The organism is Zoogloea sp. JDB1 (assembly GCF_056724025.1).
On sequence record NZ_CM161496.1, the window covers coordinates 4,829,123 to 4,851,223 of the forward strand.

Sequence of the window (22,101 nt, forward strand, 5' to 3'; positions counted from 1 at the left end):
TCTCGGTGATGAGTGAGGTGATGGATCAGGCCTTCAGGTGCTGCTTGAAGAAGGCCACGGTGCGCGCCCACGCCAGCTTGGACGCGTTGGCGTCGAAGCGCGGCGTGGTGTTGTTGTTGAAGCCGTGCTGGGTGCCCGGGTAGATGTAGGCCTCGTACTTCACGCCGGCCGCCTTCAGGGCCGCCTCGTACTTGGGCCAGCCGGCATTGATGCGCTCGTCGTTCTCGGCGTAGTGGATCAGCAGCGGGGCCTTGATCCTGGCGGCCTCCTCGGGCGTCGGCTGGTTGCCGTAGAAAGGCACCGCGGCGGCCAGATCGGGGATGCGGGTGGCGAGAAAGTTGGCGATACCGCCGCCGTAGCAGAAGCCGGTCACACCGACCTTGCCGTTGCCCTGGGGCAGCTTCTTGAGGATCGCCGCGGCGGCCACGAAGTCTTCGCGGGTCTTGCTCTGGTCGAGCTTGGTGAACAGCTCGCGGGCCTTGTCCTCGTCGCCGGGGTAGCCGCCGAGGGGGAACAGCGCATCCGGCGCGAAGGCGATGAAGCCGTCGAGGGCCAGGCGGCGGGTAACGTCCTCGATGTGAGGGTTGAGGCCGCGGTTCTCGTGCACCACCAGCACTGTCGGCAGCTTGCCGCTGGCGTTGGCCGGCTGCACCAGGTAGCCGCGCAGCGTGCCATAGCCGGCCGGCGACGGGTATTCGACGTACTGGGCCTTGATGCGCGGATCGTTGCCCTGCACTTCCTGGGCCTCGGCGAACTTCGGGCTGAGGGCTTCGAGCAGGCCTTCGGCGGTCACGCCGGCCACCGCGAACTTGGCGGCGTTTTTCAGGAACTCCCGACGCGGGATGATGCCATGCACGTACTTATCGAACAGTTTGAGCACTTCGGGCTCGAAATCGGCAGCGGTCTTGCGGGTCATGGAAAGCTCCTTCAATCGGTAAAAGCGGGCTTACTTGGCGCGCCCGGCATAGCCGGCGGTCTGCACCGGAATACGGTACACCGCGCCACGGCCGACCACGTACAGCTGCTGCTTGCCGGGCCCGGCAAAGGCCAGGTTCTGCGGCGCCTTCGGCAACGCGATGATGCCGAGGGGCTCGCCCTTGTTGCTGAACACCTGCACGCCGGCGCTGCTGGCCACGTAGAGGCGCCCGTCCTTGTCCACCGCCAGGCCGTCGGCACCGCTGGACGGACCGTTGTCGGTCTGGCGGAAGCCTTCGAGCCTGGCGAACTGGCGCTTCGGGCCGAGCTTGCCGTTGGCGCCGATATCGTAGGCAAACACGTACTCGCCGGCGGTGTTGGCGACGTACAGCACCTTCTCGTCGGGGCTCAGCTGGATGCCGTTGGGGCGCTCGATGTCCTTGGCCAGGCGTTCGATGGCGAACTCGGGGCTGATGCGGTACACCGCCGGCGGCGAGATCTTGGACAAATCCGGCTTGGGATTGGCATTGGCGTTGGCGCCGGAATCGGTGAAATACACGTTGCCGGCCTTGTCCACCACCAGGTCGTTGGGGCGGCCGAAGGACAGGCCGCCGTCCACCTTCTCGGCCAGCGTACGGGCGTTGCCGGCGGGCAGGATCACGCCGACCTTGGGCTGCAGCGTCTGCACCGCCACCAGATCGCCATTGGCGGCGAAGGCCAGTGCATTGACGCCGTTGGTGTTGTCGAGGAAGACCGAGGTGGAACCATCCGGCGCGATGCGGATCACGCGGGCGTTCTGGTTCTCGGTGAACAGCACGCTGCCATCCGGCGCGGCGATCGGGCCTTCGGTGCCCTTGAAGCCGTCCTTGATGAGTTCGATCCGGGTGCCGGCGGCGACCACGCCGGAGATGGCCCGCGTCACGGCTTCCTGAGCGTGGGCGCCGGACAGGCTCAGCAGCGCACCGCCAAGGGCGGCCAGGGCGCGGAGGGAGGCTTTGATTTTCATGGCGGTCGGTATCGGGATGACTGGCGTTGAGGTGAGCGGCCTCGGCCGCGGGGGGGCAGGCCCTTCTCCTGCACGGGCCGTGCCAACCATGCCCTCCGACCACTGCAGGCGGCATCCATACAATTGATTTGTCGAAACAAATCGGATTTTCAGCAGGCAGCTGGCGGCGCTACCGGAAGCATCGACCGCGGGGCCCGCTGTTGCGCTGCACACAGATCACGCCACCGTCTGCTGCCAGCCTGCTGATTTCCCAACCTCCGCAGGCCACCTGCACCCGCCTTGTCAGGGCGCGGCGAGGCTCCGTTCGAGGCGCAACAGTTCCGCCTGATGCGCCGCCGCTTCAGGTCGGCCGAGGCGGCGCTCGATCTGCAGCTGGGTGCGCAGCAACGCCACGTCCTCCGGCAGACGCGCGCGGGCTGCCGCCAGCGTCGCCAGCGCCGCGTCGCCCTGCCCGGCTTCCAGCTGCGCGACCGCCAGCACCAGCGCGTAGCGACCGTTGTCCGGCGCCTGCGCCACGGCCCGTGCCAGTTCCGGCAACGCGGCGTCGCGGCGGCCCTGGCGGATCAAGGCGAGGCCGAGGGCATGGGCGGGTTCGGCGGCGGCCGGGGCGAGTTTGACGGCCTGGCGCAGCGTCGCCTCACCGTCCGCCTCGCGGCCGGTGGCGCGGTACAGGTCGGCCAGGTTCACCAGCGCGGGGACGAAGGCTCCATCCAGCCGCAGGGCCGTACGCAGGGCCTGCTCGGCCGACTGCGGCTGGCCTCGGGCGGCGTGAATCCGGGCCAGGTTGACGTGGCTCTCGGGGCGATCCGCCGCCAGTTCCTCGCTGGCGACCAGCTCTGCCAGCACGGCGCCCAGGCGTTCCCGGCGGGCCGGTGGCAGGCGTTCGGCCGGTACGCCGGCCAGCGTCCGCGCGGCCTCGGTACGCACCGCCCGCAGCGGATCATCGAGCAGCGCATCGCCGATGCGCCAGGCCTCGGGCAGCGTGAGCCCGGCCAGCGCCCGTGCCGCACCGAGGCGCAGCAGGCCTTCGTCGGCGCGGGCCGCACGGGCCACCACGTCCGCCGCCGCAGGGCTACCCACCAGACGCAGCAGCGCGCCGGCTTGCTGGATCGCCGGGTAATCGGCGGACAGCAACCCGGCCAGCGGCACGCCCGAACGGCGCCCCGCCAGCACGGCGACCGGCGGCGTGTCGGCGGCTTCCGGCCGGCCGCTCCAGCGCTCGACCGCGGCGGCGGCCCACGCCGGTTTCTGGTCCGTGTGGCAGGCGGTGCACGCGTCCGGCGTACCGAGGCGGGCGCTCTGGGCCGGGCGCGGCACCGCCAGGCGGTGGTCGCGGCGGACATGCACGCCCATGTAGGTCTTGGTCGGCATGTGGCAGTTCACGCACTGGGCGCCGGCCGAGCCTTCGCCGTGGCGGTGGTGGGCCGGCTGGTCGTAGCTGGACGGCAGGTGGCACTGCCCGCACGGGGCGTTGCCGTCGGCGCGCAGCTTGAGGCTGTGGCTGTCGTGGCAATGGCTGCAGGTCACGCCGGCCCGGTGCATGCGGCTCTGCACGAAGGAGCCGTATTCGAAGACCTCGTCGTCGATCTGCCCGTCCGGGTGGTAGAGGCCGGGCTCGACCAGCACCGGCCGGTAGTCGTCGAGGAAGGCCGCGCCGGGCTGGGGTTCCGCCGTCAGCTGCTGGCGCCGGGAATGGCAGCCGAAGCAGGCTTCGCCGGCCCGCTGGCCGGCCTTCGGGTCGCCATCGCTGCGAGCGATGGGGTGGGCGCCGTTGTAGCGGAAGACCAGCCGGCGCAGCTGCCGGGTCGACACCGTCAGGCCTGCATCGGCCACCACCGCCAGCTTGCCGCCGCGCGCCCAGGCCAGGTGCCCGGCGCCCGGCCCATGGCAGGCCTCGCAGCCGACAGCCATCTCGGCCCAACGCGTGCGATAGCTGTCGGATTTGAGATCGTAGTTTTTCACCAGCCCGGTGGAATGGCAGGATGCGCACATGAAGTTCCAGTTCTGCTCGCGGCCGCTCCAATGCACCGGTTCGCCGGGCTTGGGCGGCGCGTCCGGGTAGAGGTGATACCAGCGCTGGCCGCCCTCCTCCCGGCACCGTGCGTCCCACGCCACGCCGAGGGCCTGCAGGCGTCCGCCGGGCAGTGCGACGAGGTACTGCTGCAGCGGATGCACACCAAAGGTGTGGGTGACCTGGAAGTCCGCCTCGCGCCCGTCCGGCCCGGCGGTGCGCACGTAGAAGGCTTCGCCCCGGCGGAAGAAACGGGTGGTCTGGCCGCGGAGGGTGACGCTCAGGTCGCGGAAGTCACCGAGCACCGTGGCCGGGCTGGCGATCTGCATCGATTGGGCGTGATGGGACGCCTGCCAGCGCCGGGCCTCGTCGGCATGACAGCCGGCGCAGGCTGCGCTGCCCACATAGCGGACCGGCTCGCCGGCCGGGGCGAAGACTGGCAGGGCGAACACGCACAACAGGAAGACGATGCGCCACCACCCGCCGCAGGGCGTGCGATGGCGGCTGACGGGAGCTTTCAGCGCAATTCCACCTCGAGCTTGCCGAGGATGCCGGTGAAGGAGAACGGCACCTTATAGTCCGGACTCACCGGCGAGCCAAGATCGGCGCCGATGTCCAGGGATTCGTAGGGGCCGTAGACGATCTTGGCGATGCGCCCTTCGCCGACCTGCTCACCGTTCACGAACAAGCGCCCGACGCCAGGCACCGCCGCCGGCGGCTGGCCCTGTACCACGCTGGCCGGCGGCGGCGTCGCGCTGTCCGGCGTGAAGCTGAAGGCGACCTGCAGCTTGCCCTTCGGCAACGGGCGAGACGACACAATGTGGCCGCTGCGATGGCCGTGGGCGTTAGCCTCATAGACCAGCCGACCGTCCTTCACGAACAGGCTGAAGCCGCCCCAGCGGCCACCATCGGCAATCAGCACGCCGTCACCGCCGCGAGCCGGCAGCTCGATGTCCGCGGTGATGCGGTGGGCGCGCCGCGTCACGTCCGGCCCGACCCGCGACGGGATGCGGGTCACGTCGGCCCGATAGGTGAACAGGGTGCGGCCGGCGGCCGGGCTCGGACGGCCGACGCCGACCTCGGGCGTCAGCGGATAGACATCATTGCGCCAGGCCTCCTTGTCGAAGGTGGCCACCAGTTCGGCCAGCTTGTCCGGGTTACCGGCGGCCACATCGTGGGCCTGGCTGTAGTCCGCGTTCAGGTTGTAGAGCTGCCACTGACGCTGGCCGAAGGGCGCCTGGTTGAGCACCGCGTTGCCCCGCGGCGCCACGTTGCGACTGCCGGCCCACCAACCGTCCTTGTAGATGCCGCGGGAGCCGCCCATCTCGAAATACTGCAGCGTGCGTGGCGATTCGGCCTTGGCGTTGTCGAAGCTGTACACCAGGCTGCGCCCTTCCAGCGGCAGCTGCTGGATGCCCTCGACCTTGTCCGGAAACCTGATGCCGGCCAGCTCGTAGATCGTCGGCGCGATGTCGGTGACGTGGCTGAACTGGCCGCGCACCACGCCCTTCTCGCGCAGGCCCTTGGGCCACGACACCACCAGCGGGTTGCGGGTGCCGCCCAGGTAGGACGGGATGCCCTTGCCGTACTGGAAGGGCGTGTTGTCGGCCCAGCCCCAGGCGGAACCGTAGAGGTTGTCGAAGCGTGCCGTGCCCAGCGCGTCGATGTCCTTCAGACGCTCGGCGAGAGGTGCCGGCTGCCCGTCGGGCCCGGTGGCGTCGCGGCCGAGCAGCGGCGAGCTGACCTCGGCGCCGTTGTCGCCGACGATGTAGAACACCACCGTGTTGTCGGCCTTGCCCTGCTCGCGGATCTCGGCCAGCAGCCGGCCGACCTGAAAGTCGGTGAACGCCAGGTAGGCGGCGGAGATTTCGGCCTCCCGCGCCAGCAGGCGGCGCTGCTCGGCGGGCAGGGAATCCCAGGCCGGCAGCTCTGGCGGGCGCGGCGTCAGCTCGGCATTGGCGGGGATCACGCCGAGCGTCTTCTGGCGGGCGAAGGTCTCCTCGCGCAGCTTGTCCCAGCCCTGATCGAACCTGCCCTTGTACTTGGCGATCCAGTCCTGCGGCACGTGGTGGGGCCAATGGGTGCCGCCGGGGGCGAACCACACGAAGAAGGGCTTGTCCGGATACACCGCATCATGGGTACGCAGCCAGCGGGTGGCCTCGTCGGCCAGGTCGGCGGTGAGGTGATAGCCCTGCTCCGGCGTGGCCTTCGGCTCCACCGGCGTGGTGTTGCGGTAAAGGCGCGGCTCCCATTGATTGTCGGCGCCGCCCATGAAACCGTAGAAGAACTCGAAGCCGAGGCTGGTCGGCCAGTGGTCGAAGGGACCGGCCGGCGTGATCTCCCACTGGGGCGTGTTGTGCCACTTGCCGAAGGCCGAGGTACTGTAGCCGTTCTGACGCAGCACTTCAGCCACCGACACCGTGTCCTTGGCCCACACCGAGTTGTAGCCGGGGAAGCCGGACGAGCTGTCGGCTACGGTGCCGAAGCCGACCTCGTGGTGGTTGCGCCCGGTGAGGAGCGCCGCACGGGTCGGCGAGCACAGGCTGGTGACATGGAACTGGTTGTAGCTGAGGCCGTTGCGGGCCAGGTCCTGCAGCGCCGGCGTGTCGGCAACACCGCCGAAGGTGGACGCCGCGCTGAAGCCCACGTCGTCGAGCAGCACGACCACCACGTTGGGCGCGCCCTTCGGCGCCTGCGCCTGCTTCGGCCAGGCCGGCACCGACTTGTCGCGGGAGGGGTCGATCTTGCCGGCGAAGGGCTCGGGCGGACGGGGCAGGACTTCCTGGGCGCCAGCACCGGTCGCTGCCAGGCCGAGGGCCAGCGCCGCCGAACGGCCCAGCCAGATGTAGATGCGTTTCTTCATTGTTGTTCCTGTGCGGTCTGCTTCTGTAGATGGCTGTCGGGTGGCGGATTCCGAGGGGTACCCCGCGAACACGCCAGCCGGACGCAAACCGCGATCGGGTGCACGGCCCGTGCCAGCGCGCCCGCAACGGAGCCCCAGCCACGCCACGCAGGGGCCGCGCGGCCATCAGTCACCACGCCCACCGCGCTCCCGCCCCCCCATGCTGCTGAAAACCCAACTTTCCGGTTGGCGGACTGCTGGCTTCTGCGCAAGCCCCACACCCCAGATCGGGCAGTCCCCCGCACGGACACAGGGTTTTTGCCCATGGCCCGGAATTTGCCCGATACAGAGGTTTGTTCCAGCCCGGCCCCGGCGCGCCTCCGCAACCCTGCCACGCGCAGCCGACCCCGAATTCCCGATGTGGATCGTCAATATCGCCCTGCGGCGCCCCTACACCTTCCTGGTCATGGCGCTGCTCATCCTGCTGTCCATGCCCTATGTGCTGAAGAAGATGTCCGTGGACATCTTCCCGGCCATCGACATCCCTGTCGTGGCCATGCTGTACAGCTACAACGGCCTGCCCGCGCCGGAGATCTATAGCCGCATCAGCCGCAACGCCGAGCGGGCCATGACCCAATCGGTGGACAACGTCGAGCACACCGAATCCCTGTCGGTGGCCGGCGCGTCGATCATCAAGGTTTTCTTCCAGCCCGGCACCGACATCGGCACCGCGCTGGCCCAGGTCCAGTCGGCGGCCAACTCGGCCTACCGCTCAATGCCGGTCGGCATCGCACCGCCGCAGGTGGTGCAGTACTCGGCCACCGATCTGCCGCTGCTGCAGGTCGGCGTGTCCAGCGCCACGGTGCCGGAGACCGAGGTGGGCGAGCTGACCAACGACGTGGTGCGCAACACCCTGCGCACCAAGAAGGGCGTCGAGCTGACCGCCCCCTTCGGCGCCCGCAACCGCCAGATCTCGGTGGACATCGACACCAATGCGCTGCTGGCCCGCGGGCTCACGCCGGCGGATGTCAGCGACGCGATCGGCAACCAGACCCTCACCTTGCCCACCGGCACCATCAAGATCGGCGAGCGGGAATACGACGTGGCCCTCAACGGCTCGGTGGCGACCCTCGCCAAGATCGGCGACATCCCGGTCAGGACCGTCGCCGGCAAGACCATCCACGTGCGCGACGTGGCCAGCGTGCGCGACGGCGCCGGCCCATTGCAGACCATCGTGCGCCACAACGGCGAGCGCGGCATCCTGACCTCGGTGTTCAAGGTCGGCGGCGTGTCCACGCTGGAGGTGGTGGACCAAGTGCGCGCGGAGATCCCGCGCATCCTCGACAAGCTGCCCGAAGACATGAAGCTGACGCTGATGTTCGACCAGTCCCTGTTCGTGCGGGCGGCCATCGGCAACGTGCTGCACGAGGCGCTGATCGCCGCCTCGCTGACCGCCGCGATGATCCTGCTGTTCCTCGGCAACTGGCGCAGCACCTGCATCATCGCGGTGTCCATCCCGCTGTCGATCTGCTGCTCGCTGATCGTCCTCTACCTGCTCGGCGAGAGCCTCAACCTGATGACCCTCGGCGGCCTGGCGCTAGCGGTAGGCATCCTGGTGGACGACGCCACCGTCGAGATCGAGAACATCGAGCGCCAGATGGGCCTCGGCAAGAACCCGCAGCAGGCCATCCTCGACGGCGCCCAGGAGATCGCCGTGCCGGCCTTCGTATCCACCCTGTGCATCTGCATCGTCTTCGTGCCGATGTTCTTCCTCACCGGCGTGGCCCGCTCGCTGTTCGTGCCACTGGCCGAGGCGGTGGTCTTCGCGATGCTGGCCTCCTACCTGCTGTCGCGGACCCTGGTGCCGACGCTGGTGATGTACATGATGGCCAGCCAGCACGGCGTCCATCGCCCGGCGCCGGCCGCCGGCTTCGCCGCGCAGTGCCACCGCCTCCACGTCGGCTTCGAGCGCGGCTTCAGCCGCCTGCGCGAGCACTACACGGTGCTGCTGGCCGCCCTGCTGCGCCAGCGCCGCCGCTTCGGCAGCGCCTTCGCCGGCCTTTGCCTGCTGTCCCTGGGCCTGGTGCCGCTGCTCGGCCAGGATCTCTTCCCAGCGGTGGACGCCGGTCAGCTGCGCCTGCACGTGCGCGCCCCGTCCGGCCTCCGCCTGGAGGAGATGCCCCATCTGGTGGACAAAATCGAAGCGACGATCCGCGAGACCATCCCGGCCGACGAGCTGGGCGACATCCTCGACATCGTCGGCGGCCCCTACTCGACGCGCAACACCTTGTTCGGCAACTCCGGCACCACCGAAACCGCCGATACCGAGATCATGGTGTCCCTCAAACCGGGCCACGCCCCGAGCAGCGACTACGCGACCCGCCTGCGGGCGCTGCTGCCCGAGCGTTTCCCCGGCGTGGAGTTCTTCTTCCAGCCCGCTGACCAGGTCAGCCAGACCCTCAACTTTGGCACGCCAGCCCCTATCGACATCCAGTTCATCGGCGGCAAGCCGGCCGACGTAATCCCACTGGCGGTGGAACTCAACAATCGCCTGCGCGCCATCCCTGGCATCGTCGATGCCCACGTCTATCAGCGCTGGAGCAAGCCGGCGCTGGCCCTGGACATGGACCGCGTGCGCCTGCAGCAGCTCGGCCTCGCCGCCAAGGACGTGGCCCAGAACGTGATGGTGTCCCTGTCCGGCAGCATGCAGGCGGCCCCCGCCTACTGGCTCAACCCGAGCAACAACAACCTGTACACCATCGGCGTGCGCACGCCGGAAACCGCCCTCGACAGCCTCGACAGCCTGCTGCGCACGCCGGTCGGTGCTGGTGAAGACGGCGCCCAGCTGCTCGGCAACGTGGTCGGCCTGTCCCGCCAGGCGCTGGCACCGATGCTCACCAGCTACAACACCAACCCGATTTTCAACGTGTATGCCAATGTGGAAGGGCGCGACCTGGGCAGCGTCAGCCGCGACATCGCGGTAGTCCTCGACGACATCCGCGCCAAGCTGCCGCGCGGCGTGGACCTAGTCATGCGCGGCCAGGTGGAGACCCTGCACGATTCCTTTATCGGCCTGGCCACCGGCCTGACGGTAGCCATCGTGCTGGTCTACCTGCTGCTGGTGGTGAACTTTCAGTCGTGGATCGACCCACTGATCATCGTCAGCGCGCTGCCGGCGGCGCTGGCCGGCATTGCCTGGCTGCTGTTCCTGTCCGGCACCACCCTCAGCGTGCCGGCGCTGACCGGCACCATCATGACTATGGGGGTCGCCACCGCCAACTCGATCCTGCTGGTGTCCTTCGCCCGCACGCGCCTCGCCGAAGGCGTGCCGCCGGTCAGCGCGGCACTGGAGGCCGCCTCCACCCGCCTGCGCCCGGTACTGATGACGGCCTTCGCGATGATCGTCGGCATGCTGCCGATGGCCCTCGGCCTCGGCGAAGGCGCCGAGCAAAACGCCCCGCTGGGCCGCGCGGTGATCGGCGGGCTGGCCTTCGCCACCGCCTCCACGCTGCTCTTCGTTCCCCTCGTCTTCGCCGCCGTCCATCTGCGGCTGGAGCGCCGCGGGCCCCGCCACCAGCTGGCCCCCGCCTGACCGAACCGGAATCGCCCCATGTCAGACCTCACCCCGCCCCCGCCCCTCGCCGCCCACACCGGCGGCAAGACCCTGCGCTATGCGCGCCGCACCGGCCTCTGCCTGATCGGCCTGCTGCTTGCCGGCGGCGCCCTGCGCTTCGCCTTCGAGCATCAGCAGGCCCGCGCCTTGGAGCAGCGCACCGCCGACAGCCTGCTGCGCACGGTGTCCACCATCGTCGCCCGCCCCGGCGACAGCCAGCGCAGCGTCGCGCTGCCGGCCACGCTGCAAGGCCGCAGCGAGATCAGCGTGATCGCCCGCAGCGGCGGCTACCTGGCGGCCTGGCACAAGACCATCGGCGAGCGCGTGAAGAAGGGCGAGCTACTCGCCACCATCGAGGCGCCGGAGCAGGACCAGGAACTGGAACAGGCCCGCGCCAGCCGCGAGCAGGTCAAGGCCCGCATGGATCTCACCCGCGATACGCTGAAACGCTGGGAACACCTGGCCAGCCTCGACAGCGTGGCCCGTCAGGACCTGGACGAGAAGCGCAGCGCCGCCGCCCAGGCCCGTGCCGACCTCGCCGCGGTGGAGGCCAACGTGCGCCGGCTCGAACAACTCAAGCAATTCCGCCGCATCGTCGCCCCCTTCGACGGCGTGGTGACGCGCCGCAGCGTGGAAGTCGGCGACCTGATCGCCGCCAATGGCAAGGAACTCTTCGCCCTCGCCCAGACCGACCCGCTGCGCCTGACCCTGTGGATCCCGCAGGTGTACGCCGGCGAGATAGCCCCCGGCCAGGAAGTGACGCTGCGCATCCCCGAGACGCCGGGCAGGAAATTCACCGCCAAAGTCGCCCACGCCGCCGGCGCCCTCGACCCGGTGACCCGCACGCGCCAGGTGGAACTCGAGCTGCCCAACCCCGACGGCAAGCTACTGCCCGGCACCTATGGCGAGGTGACCTTCAACCTGTCGAGCAGCGTCAAGGCGCTGCTGGTGCCCACCAACGTGCTGGTCACCGGTCAGGACGGCAACCGCGTGGTGACGGTCGGCCTGGACAACGCCGTCAGCTTCCGCAAGGTGAGCCTCGGTCGCGACCTCGGCAAGGAGATCGAGATCGTCGACGGCATCGAAGCCGGCGCGGTGCTGGTCAGCAGCCCGTCCGACCTACTCGCCGACGGCGAAACCGTACGCCCCAAGGCCCTGCCCGAAAAAGCCCGCAAGGGTAGCCCCGGCGACAAGCCGGCCACGCCGAAGACCGCCGCCACCACGCCCCCCGACTCCCACAAAACCACCCCGCCCGCCGCCAAGGGCTGATCCACACCGGAGAAAACCATGACCCGCAAGCTCGCCCTCGCCTTCACCACCACGGCCCTTGTCGCCACCCTGCCCGCCCACGCCGGCAAGATCGAGAATGGCAGCTGGACCCACGCCTGCGGCCCGCGCCCGGCCGAGGTCAGCCTCGACCTGAAGAACCCGGACGCCTTCAACAAGAGCGTCGGCGCGGTAAACACCTACCGCCAGACCCAGCGCGCCTGGCTCGACTGCCTGCAGAAGGAAGGCAACACCGACATCCAGGCCACCAGCCAGATCATCAGCCAGTTCATCAACGCCGAAGCCCAGGCTGCGAGGCAAATCAATGACAAGATCGCCACCGATGCCAAAGCGGCGGAGGCCAAGTTCGGGGATGGAAAGTAGGAAACGCCGCCCAAGGTGGTTAGACTCCCCGACCCAAGTGGACATATTGCACTGCGCGATCATTCCAACATCATCAATAATCGCGCCTTTGCAGGGAAAAACAGTGGGAGTGATTCATGATCGAAGTGAACTCGGCGACACGTAACACACAACCCTACGTCGACATCGGCACCATCGTCACCACCTGGGCCGACGGCAGCCAGACCCGCGGGACTTGCAGCATAGTCGGCAGCAACGACATCCTTACCGCTGGGCACTGCGTCTACAACCCCGACATGGGCGGCTACGCCAAGTCCTTCGATTTCTATTTCGGCGCCGACTACAACGCGGTCACCGGCGTCTACGAATCATGGATCGCCCACCCCAGCTATACCAAGTGGGAAGCCATCACCTGGCCTGACAACATCTATCAGGACGGCGACAACCAGACCATGCTGCAGAGCGAGTCCCAGTTCGACATCGCGCTGATCGGCATCGACCGCGCCATCGGCGACACGCTCGGCTGGCTGGGTCTCGACCCGAATCAGGACGGAACCGTCAACGCGTCGGCGATCGGCTATCCCGCCGGCTCGACGGGCATGATGCAGCAGGACGTCACCGTCACGAGCAACCCGTTCTACAGCGTCTACGATGCCCCGCAGGACGTCATGGGGGCCGGCAGCTCCGGCGGGCCGCTGCTGGTCGGCAAGTATGTGATCGGCGTCAAGAGCACCGCGAGATCGTGGGCGGACATCGGCAGCCCCATCTACGATCAACTCGTCGCCGCCATCTCGGACAACGATTATCTGTTCGGCCCGGCCGACACCACCGCACCGACCGTCAGCAACTTCAGCCCGGCGGATGCCAGCACCGGCGTGGCTATCAACAGCGACATCACGATCACCTTCAGCGAAACCGTCCAAGCCGGCTCCGGCGCCATCGCGCTGAAGACCGCAAGCGGCAGCATCGTGGAAACCTATGCGGTGGGCAGCAGTGGAAACCTGAGCTTCTCGGGCAGCACACTGACCATCAACCCCAGCACAGACCTGGCCTACGGCACACAGTACGTCCTGCAGATCGATGCAGGAGCCATCAAGGATCTGGCCGGCAACAGCTACGCCGGCACCAGCAGCTACGACTTCACGACCAAAGTAGGTAGTAGCACCATCAACGGCACACCCGGTAACGACTTCCTGCCCGGTAGCGCCAGCAATGATTCCCTGATGGGTGGCGATGGCAACGACCGGCTGGAAGGCATGGGCGGCAACGACACCCTCGATGGAGGTGCCGGCACCGACGCAGCGGTCTATGCATCTGTCCGCAGCAACTACACCATCACCAAGATCGGCACGACCTTCACGGTTCAGGACAAGACCGGTGCCGACGGCACCGACCTCCTCAGCAATATCGAGCGCATCCAGTTCTCCGACACGAGCGTTGCCCTGGACGCCGACGGCATCGGCGGCCAGGCTTACCGCATCTACAAGGCGGCATTCGCACGGACACCCGATGTGGCGGGCGTCGGCTACTGGATCGCACAGATGGACAAGGGTGTCCCTCTTGTGGAGGTCGCTACCGGCTTCATCAATTCGGCCGAATTCCACGGCATATACGGGACGAACCCATCGAATGCCGACTTCCTCACCCGGGTCTACACCAACGTGCTGGGACGGGCACCCGACCAGGCTGGGTACGACTGGTGGCTCAACCAGATGAACACTGTCCCGGCGGAGACTCAAGCCGTGGTGCTGGCACAGTTTTCCGAATCGAGTGAAAACGTGGATGCCGTCGTCCAGTTGATCGGCAACGGCTTCAACTACACGCCCTGGCTGAACTGAGCGGTTCTTCGAGGCCGCCCGGCAACCCGCTTAATCTCAAAAGCGCATAAGCTCAGGCGCCTTTCAGCTCATAAGCATCGGAAAATATAATGGTTCAGGCATAGCCCCGAGCTTCCTAAAGTACAGCTTTCCTTTATCGGACAGGCCGGTTCCGGCCGGCCCCACACATCATGGAAGCTGTACTGAACGCCCCCTCCGCCAGCGCACGCGCCCAAACCTTCGAGATCCGCCCCTTCGACGCGGCGGTCGGGGCCGAAGTCATCGGCCTCGACCTCACGCAGCCCGTCGGTGACGCGGACTTCCGCCGCATCCACCGCGCCCATCTTGAACACCATGTGCTGGTCTTCCGTGACCAGCACATCACGCCGGCCCAGCAGGTGGACTTCAGCCGCCGCTTCGGCCCGCTACAGATCCACGTGCTGCACCAGTTCGCGCTGCCCGACCACCCGGAAGTGCTGATCGTCTCCAACATCCGCGAGAACGGCCAGCCCATCGGCCTCGGCGACGCCGGCCATTTCTGGCACTCCGACATCTCCTACGTGGACAAGCCCAGCCTTGGCTCCTTCCTGCACGCCCAGGAACTGCCAGCCGAGGGCGGCGACACCCTGTTCGCCAACCAGCACAGCGCTTACGACGCGCTGCCCGCCGAGCTGCGCGAGGCCATCGCCCCGCTGCGCGCCGAGCACAGCTACCTGGCCAAGTACGAGGAGCTACGCAGCCGCAGCCCGTGGCGGCCCAAGCTGAGCCAGGAACAGATCGATCAGGTCAGGCCGGTGATCCATCCGGTGGTGCGCACCCACCCGGAAACCGGCCGCAAGGCACTGTTCGTCAGCGAGCACTTCACGACCCGCATCGTGGATGTCCCGGAGGACGAGAGCCGCCAGATCCTCGCCGAGCTGTTCGATCTCGGCACCCGCCCCGAGCACGTCTATCGCCACGCCTGGCAACCTCAGGACATGGTGTTCTGGGACAACCGCTCGGTGATGCACGTCGCCGCCGGTACGCCTGACCACCTGCGCCGCAAGCTGTACCGCACGACCATCGAAGGCGACGCGCCGTTCTGAACCCCGAAAAAACAGAGAGAGAGAGAGAACATGAAATCCCTGACCCGCAAGACCGCTGCCCTGCTCGGCGGCCTCGGCCTGCTGGCGGCCAGCTGGACCGCCCATGCCGAAGGACAGATCCGCGTCGCCCAGCAGTTCGGCATCTCCTACCTGATCCTCGACGTGGTCCATGACCAGAAGCTGATCGAGAAGCACGGCAAGGCCCTCGGCCTCGACATCAAGGTGGAATGGGCACAGATCTCCGGCGCCACCGCGATGAACGAAGCCCTGCTGTCCGGCAGCCTCGACATCGTGTCGGCCGGCCTGCCGCCGATGCTCGCCCTGTGGGACCGCAGCAAGGGCAAGCAGAACGTGAAGGCAGTGGCCGCCCTCGGCAGCCTGCCCAACTACCTGCTGAGCAGCAACCCGAACGTGAAGACCATCAAGGACTTCAGCGACAAGGACCGCATCGCCGTGCCCGCCGCCGGCACCAGCTTCCAGTCCCGCGTGCTGCAGATCGAGACTGCCAAGGTCTTCGGCAAGGACAACTTCAAGCGCTTCGACACCATCTCGGTGAGCCTGGCTCACCCGGACGCCACCGCCGCGCTGGTCGCCGGCGGCTCGGAGATCAACGCCCACTTCTCCAGCGCGCCGTTCTACTACCAGGCCCTGGAAGCCAACAAGAACGTGCACAAGGTGCTCAGCTCCTACGACGTGCTCGGCGGGCCGGCCACCTTCAACGTGCTGTACACCACGCAGAAGTTCCACGACGAGAACCCCAAGACCTACAAGGCCTTCTACGCCGCCCTCGACGAGGCCGCCAAGCTGGTCAAAGCCGACAAGGCCAAGGCCGCCGAGATCTTCATCCGCGTGCAGAAATCCAGGCTGGCGCCGGAGCTCGTGCGCAAGATCATCGACGATCCGGAGAACAGCTACACGATCCAGCCCCAGCGCAGCCTGGTGTATGCCGAGGAGCTCTACAAGCTGGGCGTCCTGAAGAACCGCGCCGCCTCCTGGAAGGACTACTTCTTCCCGGAAGCCTACGCGCAGCCGGGTAGCTGAGGTCCGCCATGTCCATCGTCACCCCCCTCAACGCCTTCCCGCCCGAGCCCCCCGCACCAGCGCTGCTGGCGGTGGACAAGCTCAGCCTGGAATACCGCACGCCGGGCCGCGTGGTCCGCGCCACCCACGAGGTCAGCTTCGACGTGCATGCCGGCGACCGCTTCGTGCTGCTCGGCGCCTCCGGCTGCGGCAAGTCCAGCCTGCTGAAGGCGGTGGCCGGCTTCCTGGCGCCCAGCGACGGCGAGATCCGCCTCGACGGACGCCCGATCAGCGGCCCCGGCCCGGACCGCATCGTCGTCTTCCAGGAATTCGACCAGCTGCCGCCGTGGAAGACCGTCAAGGACAACGTGATCTTCCCGCTGCGCGCCACCGGCACCCTGGGCCGCAAGGAGGCCGCCGAGCGAGCCCTGCACTACCTGGACAAGGTCGGCCTGGCGGCCTTCGCCGACGCCTACCCGCACACCCTGTCCGGCGGTATGAAGCAGCGCGTGGCCATCGCCCGCGCGCTGGCCATGCAGCCGCGGGTGCTGCTGATGGACGAGCCCTTCGCCGCCCTCGACGCGCTGACCCGCCGCAAGATGCAGGAAGAACTGCTGACCCTATGGGACGAAGTCCGCTTCACGTTGCTGTTCGTCACCCACTCCATCGAGGAGGCGCTGGTGGTCGGCAACCGCATCGGCCTGCTGTCGCCGCACCCCGGCCGCATGCGCGCCGAGATCAACAGCCACCACTACGGCCTGCACAGCCTCGGCGGCGCCGACTTCCAGGCCAGCGCCCAGCGCATCCACCGCCTGCTGTTCGACGAGGAGCCGACCGGCATCACCGCCGACGTGGCGCCCCACAACCTGAAGAGATTCGCATGACCGCCCTCCAAGCCCCGATCCGGCCGGAATACGAACGCCAGCTGGAACCCCTCACCCACGTCAGCCTGGAACGCCGGCTGCCGCTCGCCACGCGCCTGTGGGAACAGGCCTGGCTGCGCAAGAGCGTGCTCCTCGCGCTGCTGGCGCTGGCCTGGGAGATCGTCGCCCGGCAGCAGGACAATGAGCTGCTGCTGCCGACCTTTCTCGCTACCGCCAGCGCGCTGGTGGACGGCCTGATGTCCGGCGAACTGCTCGAACGCACCGCCCTGTCCCTCGAGGTGCTGCTGCAGGGCTACATCGGCGGCGTGCTGGCGGCCTTCGTGCTCACCGCGCTAGCGGTCAGCACGCGCCTCGGGCGCGACCTGCTGTCCACGCTGACGACCATGTTCAACCCGCTGCCGGCCATCGCGCTGCTGCCCATCGCGCTGCTATGGTTCGGCATCGGCCACGGCAGCCTGGTCTTCGTGCTGCTGCATTCGGTGCTGTGGCCGCTGGCCCTCAACACCTACGCCGGCTTCCAGGGCGTACCGCAGACCCTGCAGATGGCCGGCCGCAACTACGGCCTGCGCGGCGTCCGCTACGTGCTGCAGATCCTGGTACCGGCGGCGCTGCCGGCTATCCTGTCCGGCCTCAAGATCGGCTGGGCCTTTGCGTGGCGCACGCTGATCGCCGCCGAGCTGGTGTTCGGCGCCTCCTCCGGCAAGGGCGGCCTCGGCTGGTACATCTTCCAGAACCGCAACGAGCTGTTCACCGACCGGGTCTTCGCAGGGCTGGCGCTGGTGGTCATCATCGGCCTGATCGTCGAGAATCTCGGCTTCAACACCCTGGAACGGGTCACCGTGCGGCGCTGGGGCCTGCTACGCTAAAAGCGTCGCTCGTTTCCGGAATTCCCATGGCCAACGATCTCGCCCCCCTGCTGGCCGAACTCCGCCGCACCGCCGTCGAACGGGACAAGCGCGGCGGCCACGCCGCCGTAGAGAAGGCCCTGCTGCAAAATGCCGGCCTGCTGCGCCTGTCCATCCCGACCCAGCTGGGCGGAGACGAACGCCCGTGGCCGGAGATCTTCGCGCTGGTGCGCTGCATCGCCACGGTGGACAGCGCCCTCGCCCACCTGCTCGCCTTCCACCACCTGCAGATCGCCACGCTGCGCATCTACGGCAGCGCCGCCCAGCAGCGCCACTGGCTCGGCCGCACGCTTGCGGAAGACGGCTGGTGGGGCAACGCGGTGAATCCCCTCGACGCAGGCCTGACCGCCAGTGAGCACCCCGACGGCTATCTGCTCGACGGCCGCAAGGGCTTCTGCTCCGGTACCCGAGGCTCGCGTTTCATGACCCTCACCGCCCGCCATGCCGACGGCAGCAGCGTTCTGGGCGTCGTACAGACGGAGCAGCCTGGCATCGTCGTCCACGACGACTGGGACCCCATCGGCCAACGCCAGACCGACAGCGGCTCGGTGAGCTTCCGGCAAGTGCTGCTGCGGCACGCCGACGTGCTGCGCGCCCACGACGCAGTGCCGTCTGCCTTCCACACCCTGCGCAACAGCTTCGGCCAGTTGATCCTCGCCAACCTGTTCGTCGGCATCGCCATCGGCGCCCGCGATGAGGCACGGGACTTCGCCCGCACGCAGGCCCGCCCGTGGTTAGCCTCAGGCGTGCAGCACGCCACCGAAGATCCCTACACGCAGCAACGCTTCGGCGAGATCCACGTGCAGATCGCCGCCGCCGAGGCACTGGCCGACCGGGCCGCCGCCGCGATCCAGGCTGCCTTCGCGCGCGGCCCGGCACTGAGCGAACGCGAACGGGCCGAAACCGCTGTCGCCATCGCCGAAGCCAAGGTCATCGCCCACCGGGCCGGCCTGTTCGCCAGCCAGGAACTCTTCGAGGTGGTCGGCGCCCGCGGCACCCGCGCCAGCCTCGGCTATGACCGCTTCTGGCGCAACGTACGCACCCACACGCTGCACGACCCCATCGACTACAAGTTGGCGATGCTCGGCCGCTGGGCGCTCAACGGTGAATACCCGCCGCCGAATATGTACACTTGATGAACCAAGCCGCGACCGTCCGGTCCATAGGCGACATTACAACCCATGAGGACGGCATGAAAGATTTGCTCAAAAACAACCGCGGATTCCTGCTCTTCCTGATCTGCTTCGGCTTCTTCCGTACCGCCATCGCCGACTGGAACCCGATCCCGTCCGGCTCGATGCGCCCAACCCTGCTCGAAGGCGACGTGGTGCTGGTCAACCGCCTGGCCTACGACCTCAAGCTGCCCCTCACCGACATCCTGGTCGCCCACCTCGGCGACCCGGCCCGCGGCGACGTGGTGACCTTCAGCTCGCCCCGCGACGGCACGCGCCTGATCAAGCGCATCGTCGGCCTGCCCGGCGACACCGTGGCCATGCGCAACGGCGAACTGATCATCAACGGCGAGCCGCTGCGCTACGCCGTCGTCGGTGTCGCAGCCGAACCAGCGGGCAAGAACCACGAAATCGACGCCGTACGCGCCACCGAAACCCTTGCCGGCCGCGACCACGCCGTCCAGTTCCTGCCCAGCGTGCAGGCCCTGCGCGACTTCTCCCCGGTGACCGTGCCCGCCGACAGCTATCTGGTCCTCGGCGACAACCGGGACAACAGCGCCGACTCCCGCTTCATCGGCTTCATCCCCCGCCACCTGCTGATCGGCAAGGCCCACCACATCCTGGTGTCCGCCGACATCCTCGGCAACTGGATGCCACGCCTGGAGCGCATCGCGCAGGCACTGTAAGAGCGATTCCCCGCCGGGCAGTTGTTCAGTTGATCAGCAGCCCGGCTGATGAAACACCAGCAAGCCATCAGCATTTTCTGCGGAAATCCGGACACGCGCCGTCCTGGGCACCGGCAACCGGTGCCATGCAAACAGTGCCCGCTCCGGGCAGTTTTCTCCATACTCGTGGCCCCAGGTACGGTTGGCGCAGTCTTTGCCTGCATCCTCCCTCACCCCATCCAAACCCTCCAACGCATCCGCACGGCACAAGACAGGAGAAAGCGTGTTACGCAAATTCATCGGCGGCTTCCGCCGCGAATGGACGACGGTGCTGCTCGTCTATTTCTGCTACGGCGCCAGTTCCATCACCGGCATAGCCGAGCTCTTCTTCCAGAAGGAAGCCCTCAAGCTGTCCCCTGTCGAAGTCACCAGCATCGGCTTCTGGCTGATGCTGCCCTGGTCCATGAAGATGGTGGTCGGCGCAGCAGCCGACATCCACCCCTTCTTCGGCAGCCGCCGCACCCCCTGGCTGCTGGCCGGCTGCGTGGCCACCTTTGCCGGCTATGTGGCGCTGGCCACGGTAGTCGAGACCAAGAGCGGCTACCTGGCCGCGTCCCTGCTGACCGCCATCGGTTTCATGGTTCAGGACGTGATCGCCGACGCGCTGAGCGTTGAAGTGGTCGAGACCGAGGAAGAGCGCAACCAGATCCAGACCCTCGGCCGGGCGGCGCTGCTCGTCGGGGCGATCAGCGTCGGCTACCTGTCCGGCGTGCTGGCGGGGGCGATCGGCCCCCGCAAGGTCTATGCGCTGGCGTCCCTGCTGCCGCTGCTGGTGGTCGCCAGCCTGCCCTTCTCGCGCGTGCGCCGCGGCGCGGATGCTCCCGTCCTGGCGCGGCCGGCCCCAGTTCCCGACACCGACATCCTGGGCGGCGGCAATGCCCGGCTGGTGGTACTGATCGGGCTGGCCTACGCGGCCATCGGCGTCGGCCTGGAACTACTCGACGTGCCCTACGCCCAGGAAATCGTCCTGTTCGTCTCCCTGCTGCTGATCAGCATCGTGCTGTGGCGGGTCGGCATCTCCAGGGAAATCGCCATTGCCGCGGTCGTCATCTTCCTGTTCCGTGCCACGCCGGACGTGGGCCAGGGCTACAGCTACTGGGCCATCGACAAGCTCGGTTTCGACCAGCAATTCCTCGGCGCACTGGCCCAGGTCAGCTCCGTCCTGAGCCTCGTCGGCCTGCTCGCCTTCCGCAAGTACATCGTCAGCATGCCGGTCAGCTTCACGCTGGGCTGGGTGATGATCATCGGCACCGTCCTTTACCTGCCGAACATCGGGCTGTTCTACGGCGTCCATGAATGGCTGGGCCTGTCGGCCCGGACCTTCGCCTTCATCGACACCACCATCTCGGCACCGCTGGGCCAGCTGACCATGGTCCCGATGCTGATCCTCACCGCCCGCGCCGCGCCGAAGGGCGCCGAGGCCACCATGTTCGCAGTGATGGCGTCCCTGATGAACCTGGCCCTGTCGGCCAGCCAGTTGTTCACCGGCTACCTCAACGAGGCCTTCAAGATCACCCAGACAGACTTTTCCAATCTCGGCCTGCTGATGATCACGGTCACCGTGATCGGCCTTCTGCCGCTGCTTGCGCTCCCCCTTCTACGCGAGGTCGAGGGCGAGCCCCCTGACCTGGCACAAAAAATGCAAAGAGCATGATCCAACCATTCCCCACCAGACCGCCGCCAGTGCCGAACACGTCCTTCACCGGAGGGCCGATGCGCAAGTCAGGACCATGACTCGCAAGCGGCGGACAAAAAATCTGGCCAGAACCGAGAACCACGATGTCTTTCCTGCCGCGCCTTCTCATGCAGCTCCCGATCCTCATCGGGACACTCGTGGCCCAGCCTCCCGCAGCCACCGCCAAGGCATTCGGCTGGTATGTGGACCGGAACGGGGAGCTGGTCACCCTTCCCGCCGACAAACCGTCGCCATCGTCACCCACCACAGCCCCGCCCGAGCCCGCGACCGCCAGCACCGCGGCGGCCTCCCCGGCGCCGGCCGAGCCGGCAACGGAAACCACGCTGACGGCCGGCACGCTCGGGCTGATTGCCGGCATCCTGATCGGCGGCAGTGGCTACGCCTTCGGCCGATGCCGGCAACGCCGCTTCAAGCGGAGCCCATCGCCCCCCCATCCGGCTGACCCGGCGACCCGCGCCGCAGCACAGACGACCCGTCGCAGCCGCGGCAGCGTCAGACCTGCAGATACTGCGCAAACTTCTTGTCCTCGACGAGAATGTGGTCGATGAGCCAGTTGCGCAGATAGCGGGAAATCTCCTCTCCCAGACTCCGCGTGAAGTTGTTGCGCAGCTTGTTTCGCAGGGAGATGACCTCCTCCGCCATGCTGCGGCACTTTCGGTCTTTTTGCGCACTGCGCCTTGCCTCTTGCCGTCGGGCAGGGCAGCCTTGCCCCATCGACCATTTCCTTTTGCCAAATGCACATCCGCCGTTTCCCTGCAGGCACCCCAGCCAGATCAGAAAG

Annotated in this window: 16 protein-coding genes; 11 read left to right on the forward strand and 5 right to left on the reverse strand. The window is 67.7% G+C overall.

Annotated features, from left to right (window positions below; translation table 11 throughout):
• Positions 1–25: 25 nt before the first annotated feature.
• The 4 genes from AC1PPK_RS21895 to AC1PPK_RS21910 form a co-directional block, all read right to left on the reverse strand.
• On the reverse strand, positions 26–916 hold the full coding sequence (locus AC1PPK_RS21895; protein ID WP_481115110.1) for a dienelactone hydrolase family protein: 891 nt from the start codon (positions 914–916) through the stop codon (positions 26–28).
• Positions 917–946: 30 nt separating this feature from the next.
• A complete protein-coding gene (locus AC1PPK_RS21900; protein ID WP_481115111.1) occupies positions 947–1,921 on the reverse strand; it encodes an SMP-30/gluconolactonase/LRE family protein in 975 nt (324 codons plus the stop codon).
• A gap of 282 nt (positions 1,922–2,203) precedes the next feature.
• On the reverse strand, positions 2,204–4,384 hold the full coding sequence (locus AC1PPK_RS21905) for a tetratricopeptide repeat protein (protein WP_481115112.1): 2,181 nt from the start codon (positions 4,382–4,384) through the stop codon (positions 2,204–2,206).
• Between the two features lie 65 nt (positions 4,385–4,449).
• Complete coding sequence (locus AC1PPK_RS21910; RefSeq protein ID WP_481115113.1) at positions 4,450–6,795, reverse strand: arylsulfatase; 2,346 nt, start codon at positions 6,793–6,795, stop codon at positions 4,450–4,452.
• 397 nt (positions 6,796–7,192) lie between these two features.
• Between AC1PPK_RS21910 and AC1PPK_RS21915 the strand changes: the two genes are divergently transcribed.
• The 11 genes from AC1PPK_RS21915 to AC1PPK_RS21965 all read left to right on the forward strand — a co-directional run bounded on the left by AC1PPK_RS21915 (position 7,193) and on the right by AC1PPK_RS21965 (position 21,278).
• On the forward strand, positions 7,193–10,366 hold the full coding sequence (locus tag AC1PPK_RS21915; RefSeq protein ID WP_481115114.1) for an efflux RND transporter permease subunit: 3,174 nt from the start codon (positions 7,193–7,195) through the stop codon (positions 10,364–10,366).
• A gap of 18 nt (positions 10,367–10,384) precedes the next feature.
• Positions 10,385–11,656: an efflux RND transporter periplasmic adaptor subunit gene (locus AC1PPK_RS21920; RefSeq protein WP_481115115.1), complete on the forward strand. Its 1,272-nt coding sequence runs from the start codon at positions 10,385–10,387 to the stop codon at positions 11,654–11,656.
• 18 nt (positions 11,657–11,674) lie between these two features.
• Positions 11,675–12,037: a hypothetical protein gene (locus AC1PPK_RS21925; protein ID WP_481115116.1), complete on the forward strand. Its 363-nt coding sequence runs from the start codon at positions 11,675–11,677 to the stop codon at positions 12,035–12,037.
• Positions 12,038–12,153: 116 nt separating this feature from the next.
• Positions 12,154–13,854, forward strand: coding sequence for a DUF4214 domain-containing protein (locus tag AC1PPK_RS21930; RefSeq protein WP_481115117.1), 1,701 nt, complete (start codon positions 12,154–12,156; stop codon positions 13,852–13,854).
• Between the two features lie 170 nt (positions 13,855–14,024).
• Positions 14,025–14,918 carry a TauD/TfdA dioxygenase family protein gene (locus AC1PPK_RS21935; RefSeq protein WP_481115118.1) on the forward strand — a complete coding sequence of 298 codons (894 nt, stop codon included), beginning with the start codon at positions 14,025–14,027 and terminating at the stop codon, positions 14,916–14,918.
• Between the two features lie 30 nt (positions 14,919–14,948).
• Positions 14,949–15,959: an ABC transporter substrate-binding protein gene (locus AC1PPK_RS21940; RefSeq protein ID WP_481115119.1), complete on the forward strand. Its 1,011-nt coding sequence runs from the start codon at positions 14,949–14,951 to the stop codon at positions 15,957–15,959.
• Between the two features lie 8 nt (positions 15,960–15,967).
• Positions 15,968–16,822 carry an ABC transporter ATP-binding protein gene (locus AC1PPK_RS21945; protein ID WP_481115120.1) on the forward strand — a complete coding sequence of 285 codons (855 nt, stop codon included), beginning with the start codon at positions 15,968–15,970 and terminating at the stop codon, positions 16,820–16,822.
• Complete coding sequence (locus AC1PPK_RS21950) at positions 16,819–17,688, forward strand: ABC transporter permease (protein WP_481115121.1); 870 nt, start codon at positions 16,819–16,821, stop codon at positions 17,686–17,688. The genes AC1PPK_RS21945 and AC1PPK_RS21950 overlap by 4 nt, the downstream gene beginning before the upstream one ends.
• A 26-nt stretch (positions 17,689–17,714) precedes the next feature.
• A complete protein-coding gene (locus AC1PPK_RS21955) occupies positions 17,715–18,863 on the forward strand; it encodes an acyl-CoA dehydrogenase family protein (protein ID WP_481115122.1) in 1,149 nt (382 codons plus the stop codon).
• A 56-nt stretch (positions 18,864–18,919) separates the two neighbouring features.
• On the forward strand, positions 18,920–19,585 hold the full coding sequence (gene lepB / locus AC1PPK_RS21960; protein WP_481115123.1) for a signal peptidase I: 666 nt from the start codon (positions 18,920–18,922) through the stop codon (positions 19,583–19,585).
• Positions 19,586–19,847: 262 nt separating this feature from the next.
• On the forward strand, positions 19,848–21,278 hold the full coding sequence (locus tag AC1PPK_RS21965; RefSeq protein ID WP_481115124.1) for an MFS transporter: 1,431 nt from the start codon (positions 19,848–19,850) through the stop codon (positions 21,276–21,278).
• 534 nt (positions 21,279–21,812) lie between these two features.
• Here AC1PPK_RS21965 and AC1PPK_RS21970 read toward each other — a convergent pair.
• Entirely contained in the window at positions 21,813–21,962 is a 150-nt protein-coding gene (locus AC1PPK_RS21970) for a hemerythrin domain-containing protein (RefSeq protein ID WP_481115125.1), read from the reverse strand.
• Positions 21,963–22,101 lie beyond the last annotated feature (139 nt).

Excerpts from the sequence above, each read along its gene's own strand:
- AC1PPK_RS21920 (WP_481115115.1), top strand. The coding sequence starts at position 10,385 with ATGTCAGACCTCACCCCGCCCCCGCCCCTCGCCGCCCACACCGGCGGC.
- lepB (WP_481115123.1), top strand. The coding sequence starts at position 18,920 with ATGAAAGATTTGCTCAAAAACAACCGCGGATTCCTGCTCTTCCTGATC.
- AC1PPK_RS21945 (WP_481115120.1), top strand. The coding sequence starts at position 15,968 with ATGTCCATCGTCACCCCCCTCAACGCCTTCCCGCCCGAGCCCCCCGCA.
- AC1PPK_RS21935 (WP_481115118.1), top strand. The coding sequence starts at position 14,025 with ATGGAAGCTGTACTGAACGCCCCCTCCGCCAGCGCACGCGCCCAAACC.
- AC1PPK_RS21955 (WP_481115122.1), top strand. The coding sequence starts at position 17,715 with ATGGCCAACGATCTCGCCCCCCTGCTGGCCGAACTCCGCCGCACCGCC.
- AC1PPK_RS21940 (WP_481115119.1), top strand. The coding sequence starts at position 14,949 with ATGAAATCCCTGACCCGCAAGACCGCTGCCCTGCTCGGCGGCCTCGGC.
- AC1PPK_RS21930 (WP_481115117.1), top strand. The coding sequence starts at position 12,154 with ATGATCGAAGTGAACTCGGCGACACGTAACACACAACCCTACGTCGAC.
- AC1PPK_RS21925 (WP_481115116.1), top strand. The coding sequence starts at position 11,675 with ATGACCCGCAAGCTCGCCCTCGCCTTCACCACCACGGCCCTTGTCGCC.
- AC1PPK_RS21910 (WP_481115113.1), bottom strand. The coding sequence starts at position 6,795 with ATGAAGAAACGCATCTACATCTGGCTGGGCCGTTCGGCGGCGCTGGCC.
- AC1PPK_RS21950 (WP_481115121.1), top strand. The coding sequence starts at position 16,819 with ATGACCGCCCTCCAAGCCCCGATCCGGCCGGAATACGAACGCCAGCTG.
- AC1PPK_RS21895 (WP_481115110.1), bottom strand. The coding sequence starts at position 916 with ATGACCCGCAAGACCGCTGCCGATTTCGAGCCCGAAGTGCTCAAACTG.
- AC1PPK_RS21900 (WP_481115111.1), bottom strand. The coding sequence starts at position 1,921 with ATGAAAATCAAAGCCTCCCTCCGCGCCCTGGCCGCCCTTGGCGGTGCG.
- AC1PPK_RS21970 (WP_481115125.1), bottom strand. The coding sequence starts at position 21,962 with ATGGCGGAGGAGGTCATCTCCCTGCGAAACAAGCTGCGCAACAACTTC.
- AC1PPK_RS21915 (WP_481115114.1), top strand. The coding sequence starts at position 7,193 with ATGTGGATCGTCAATATCGCCCTGCGGCGCCCCTACACCTTCCTGGTC.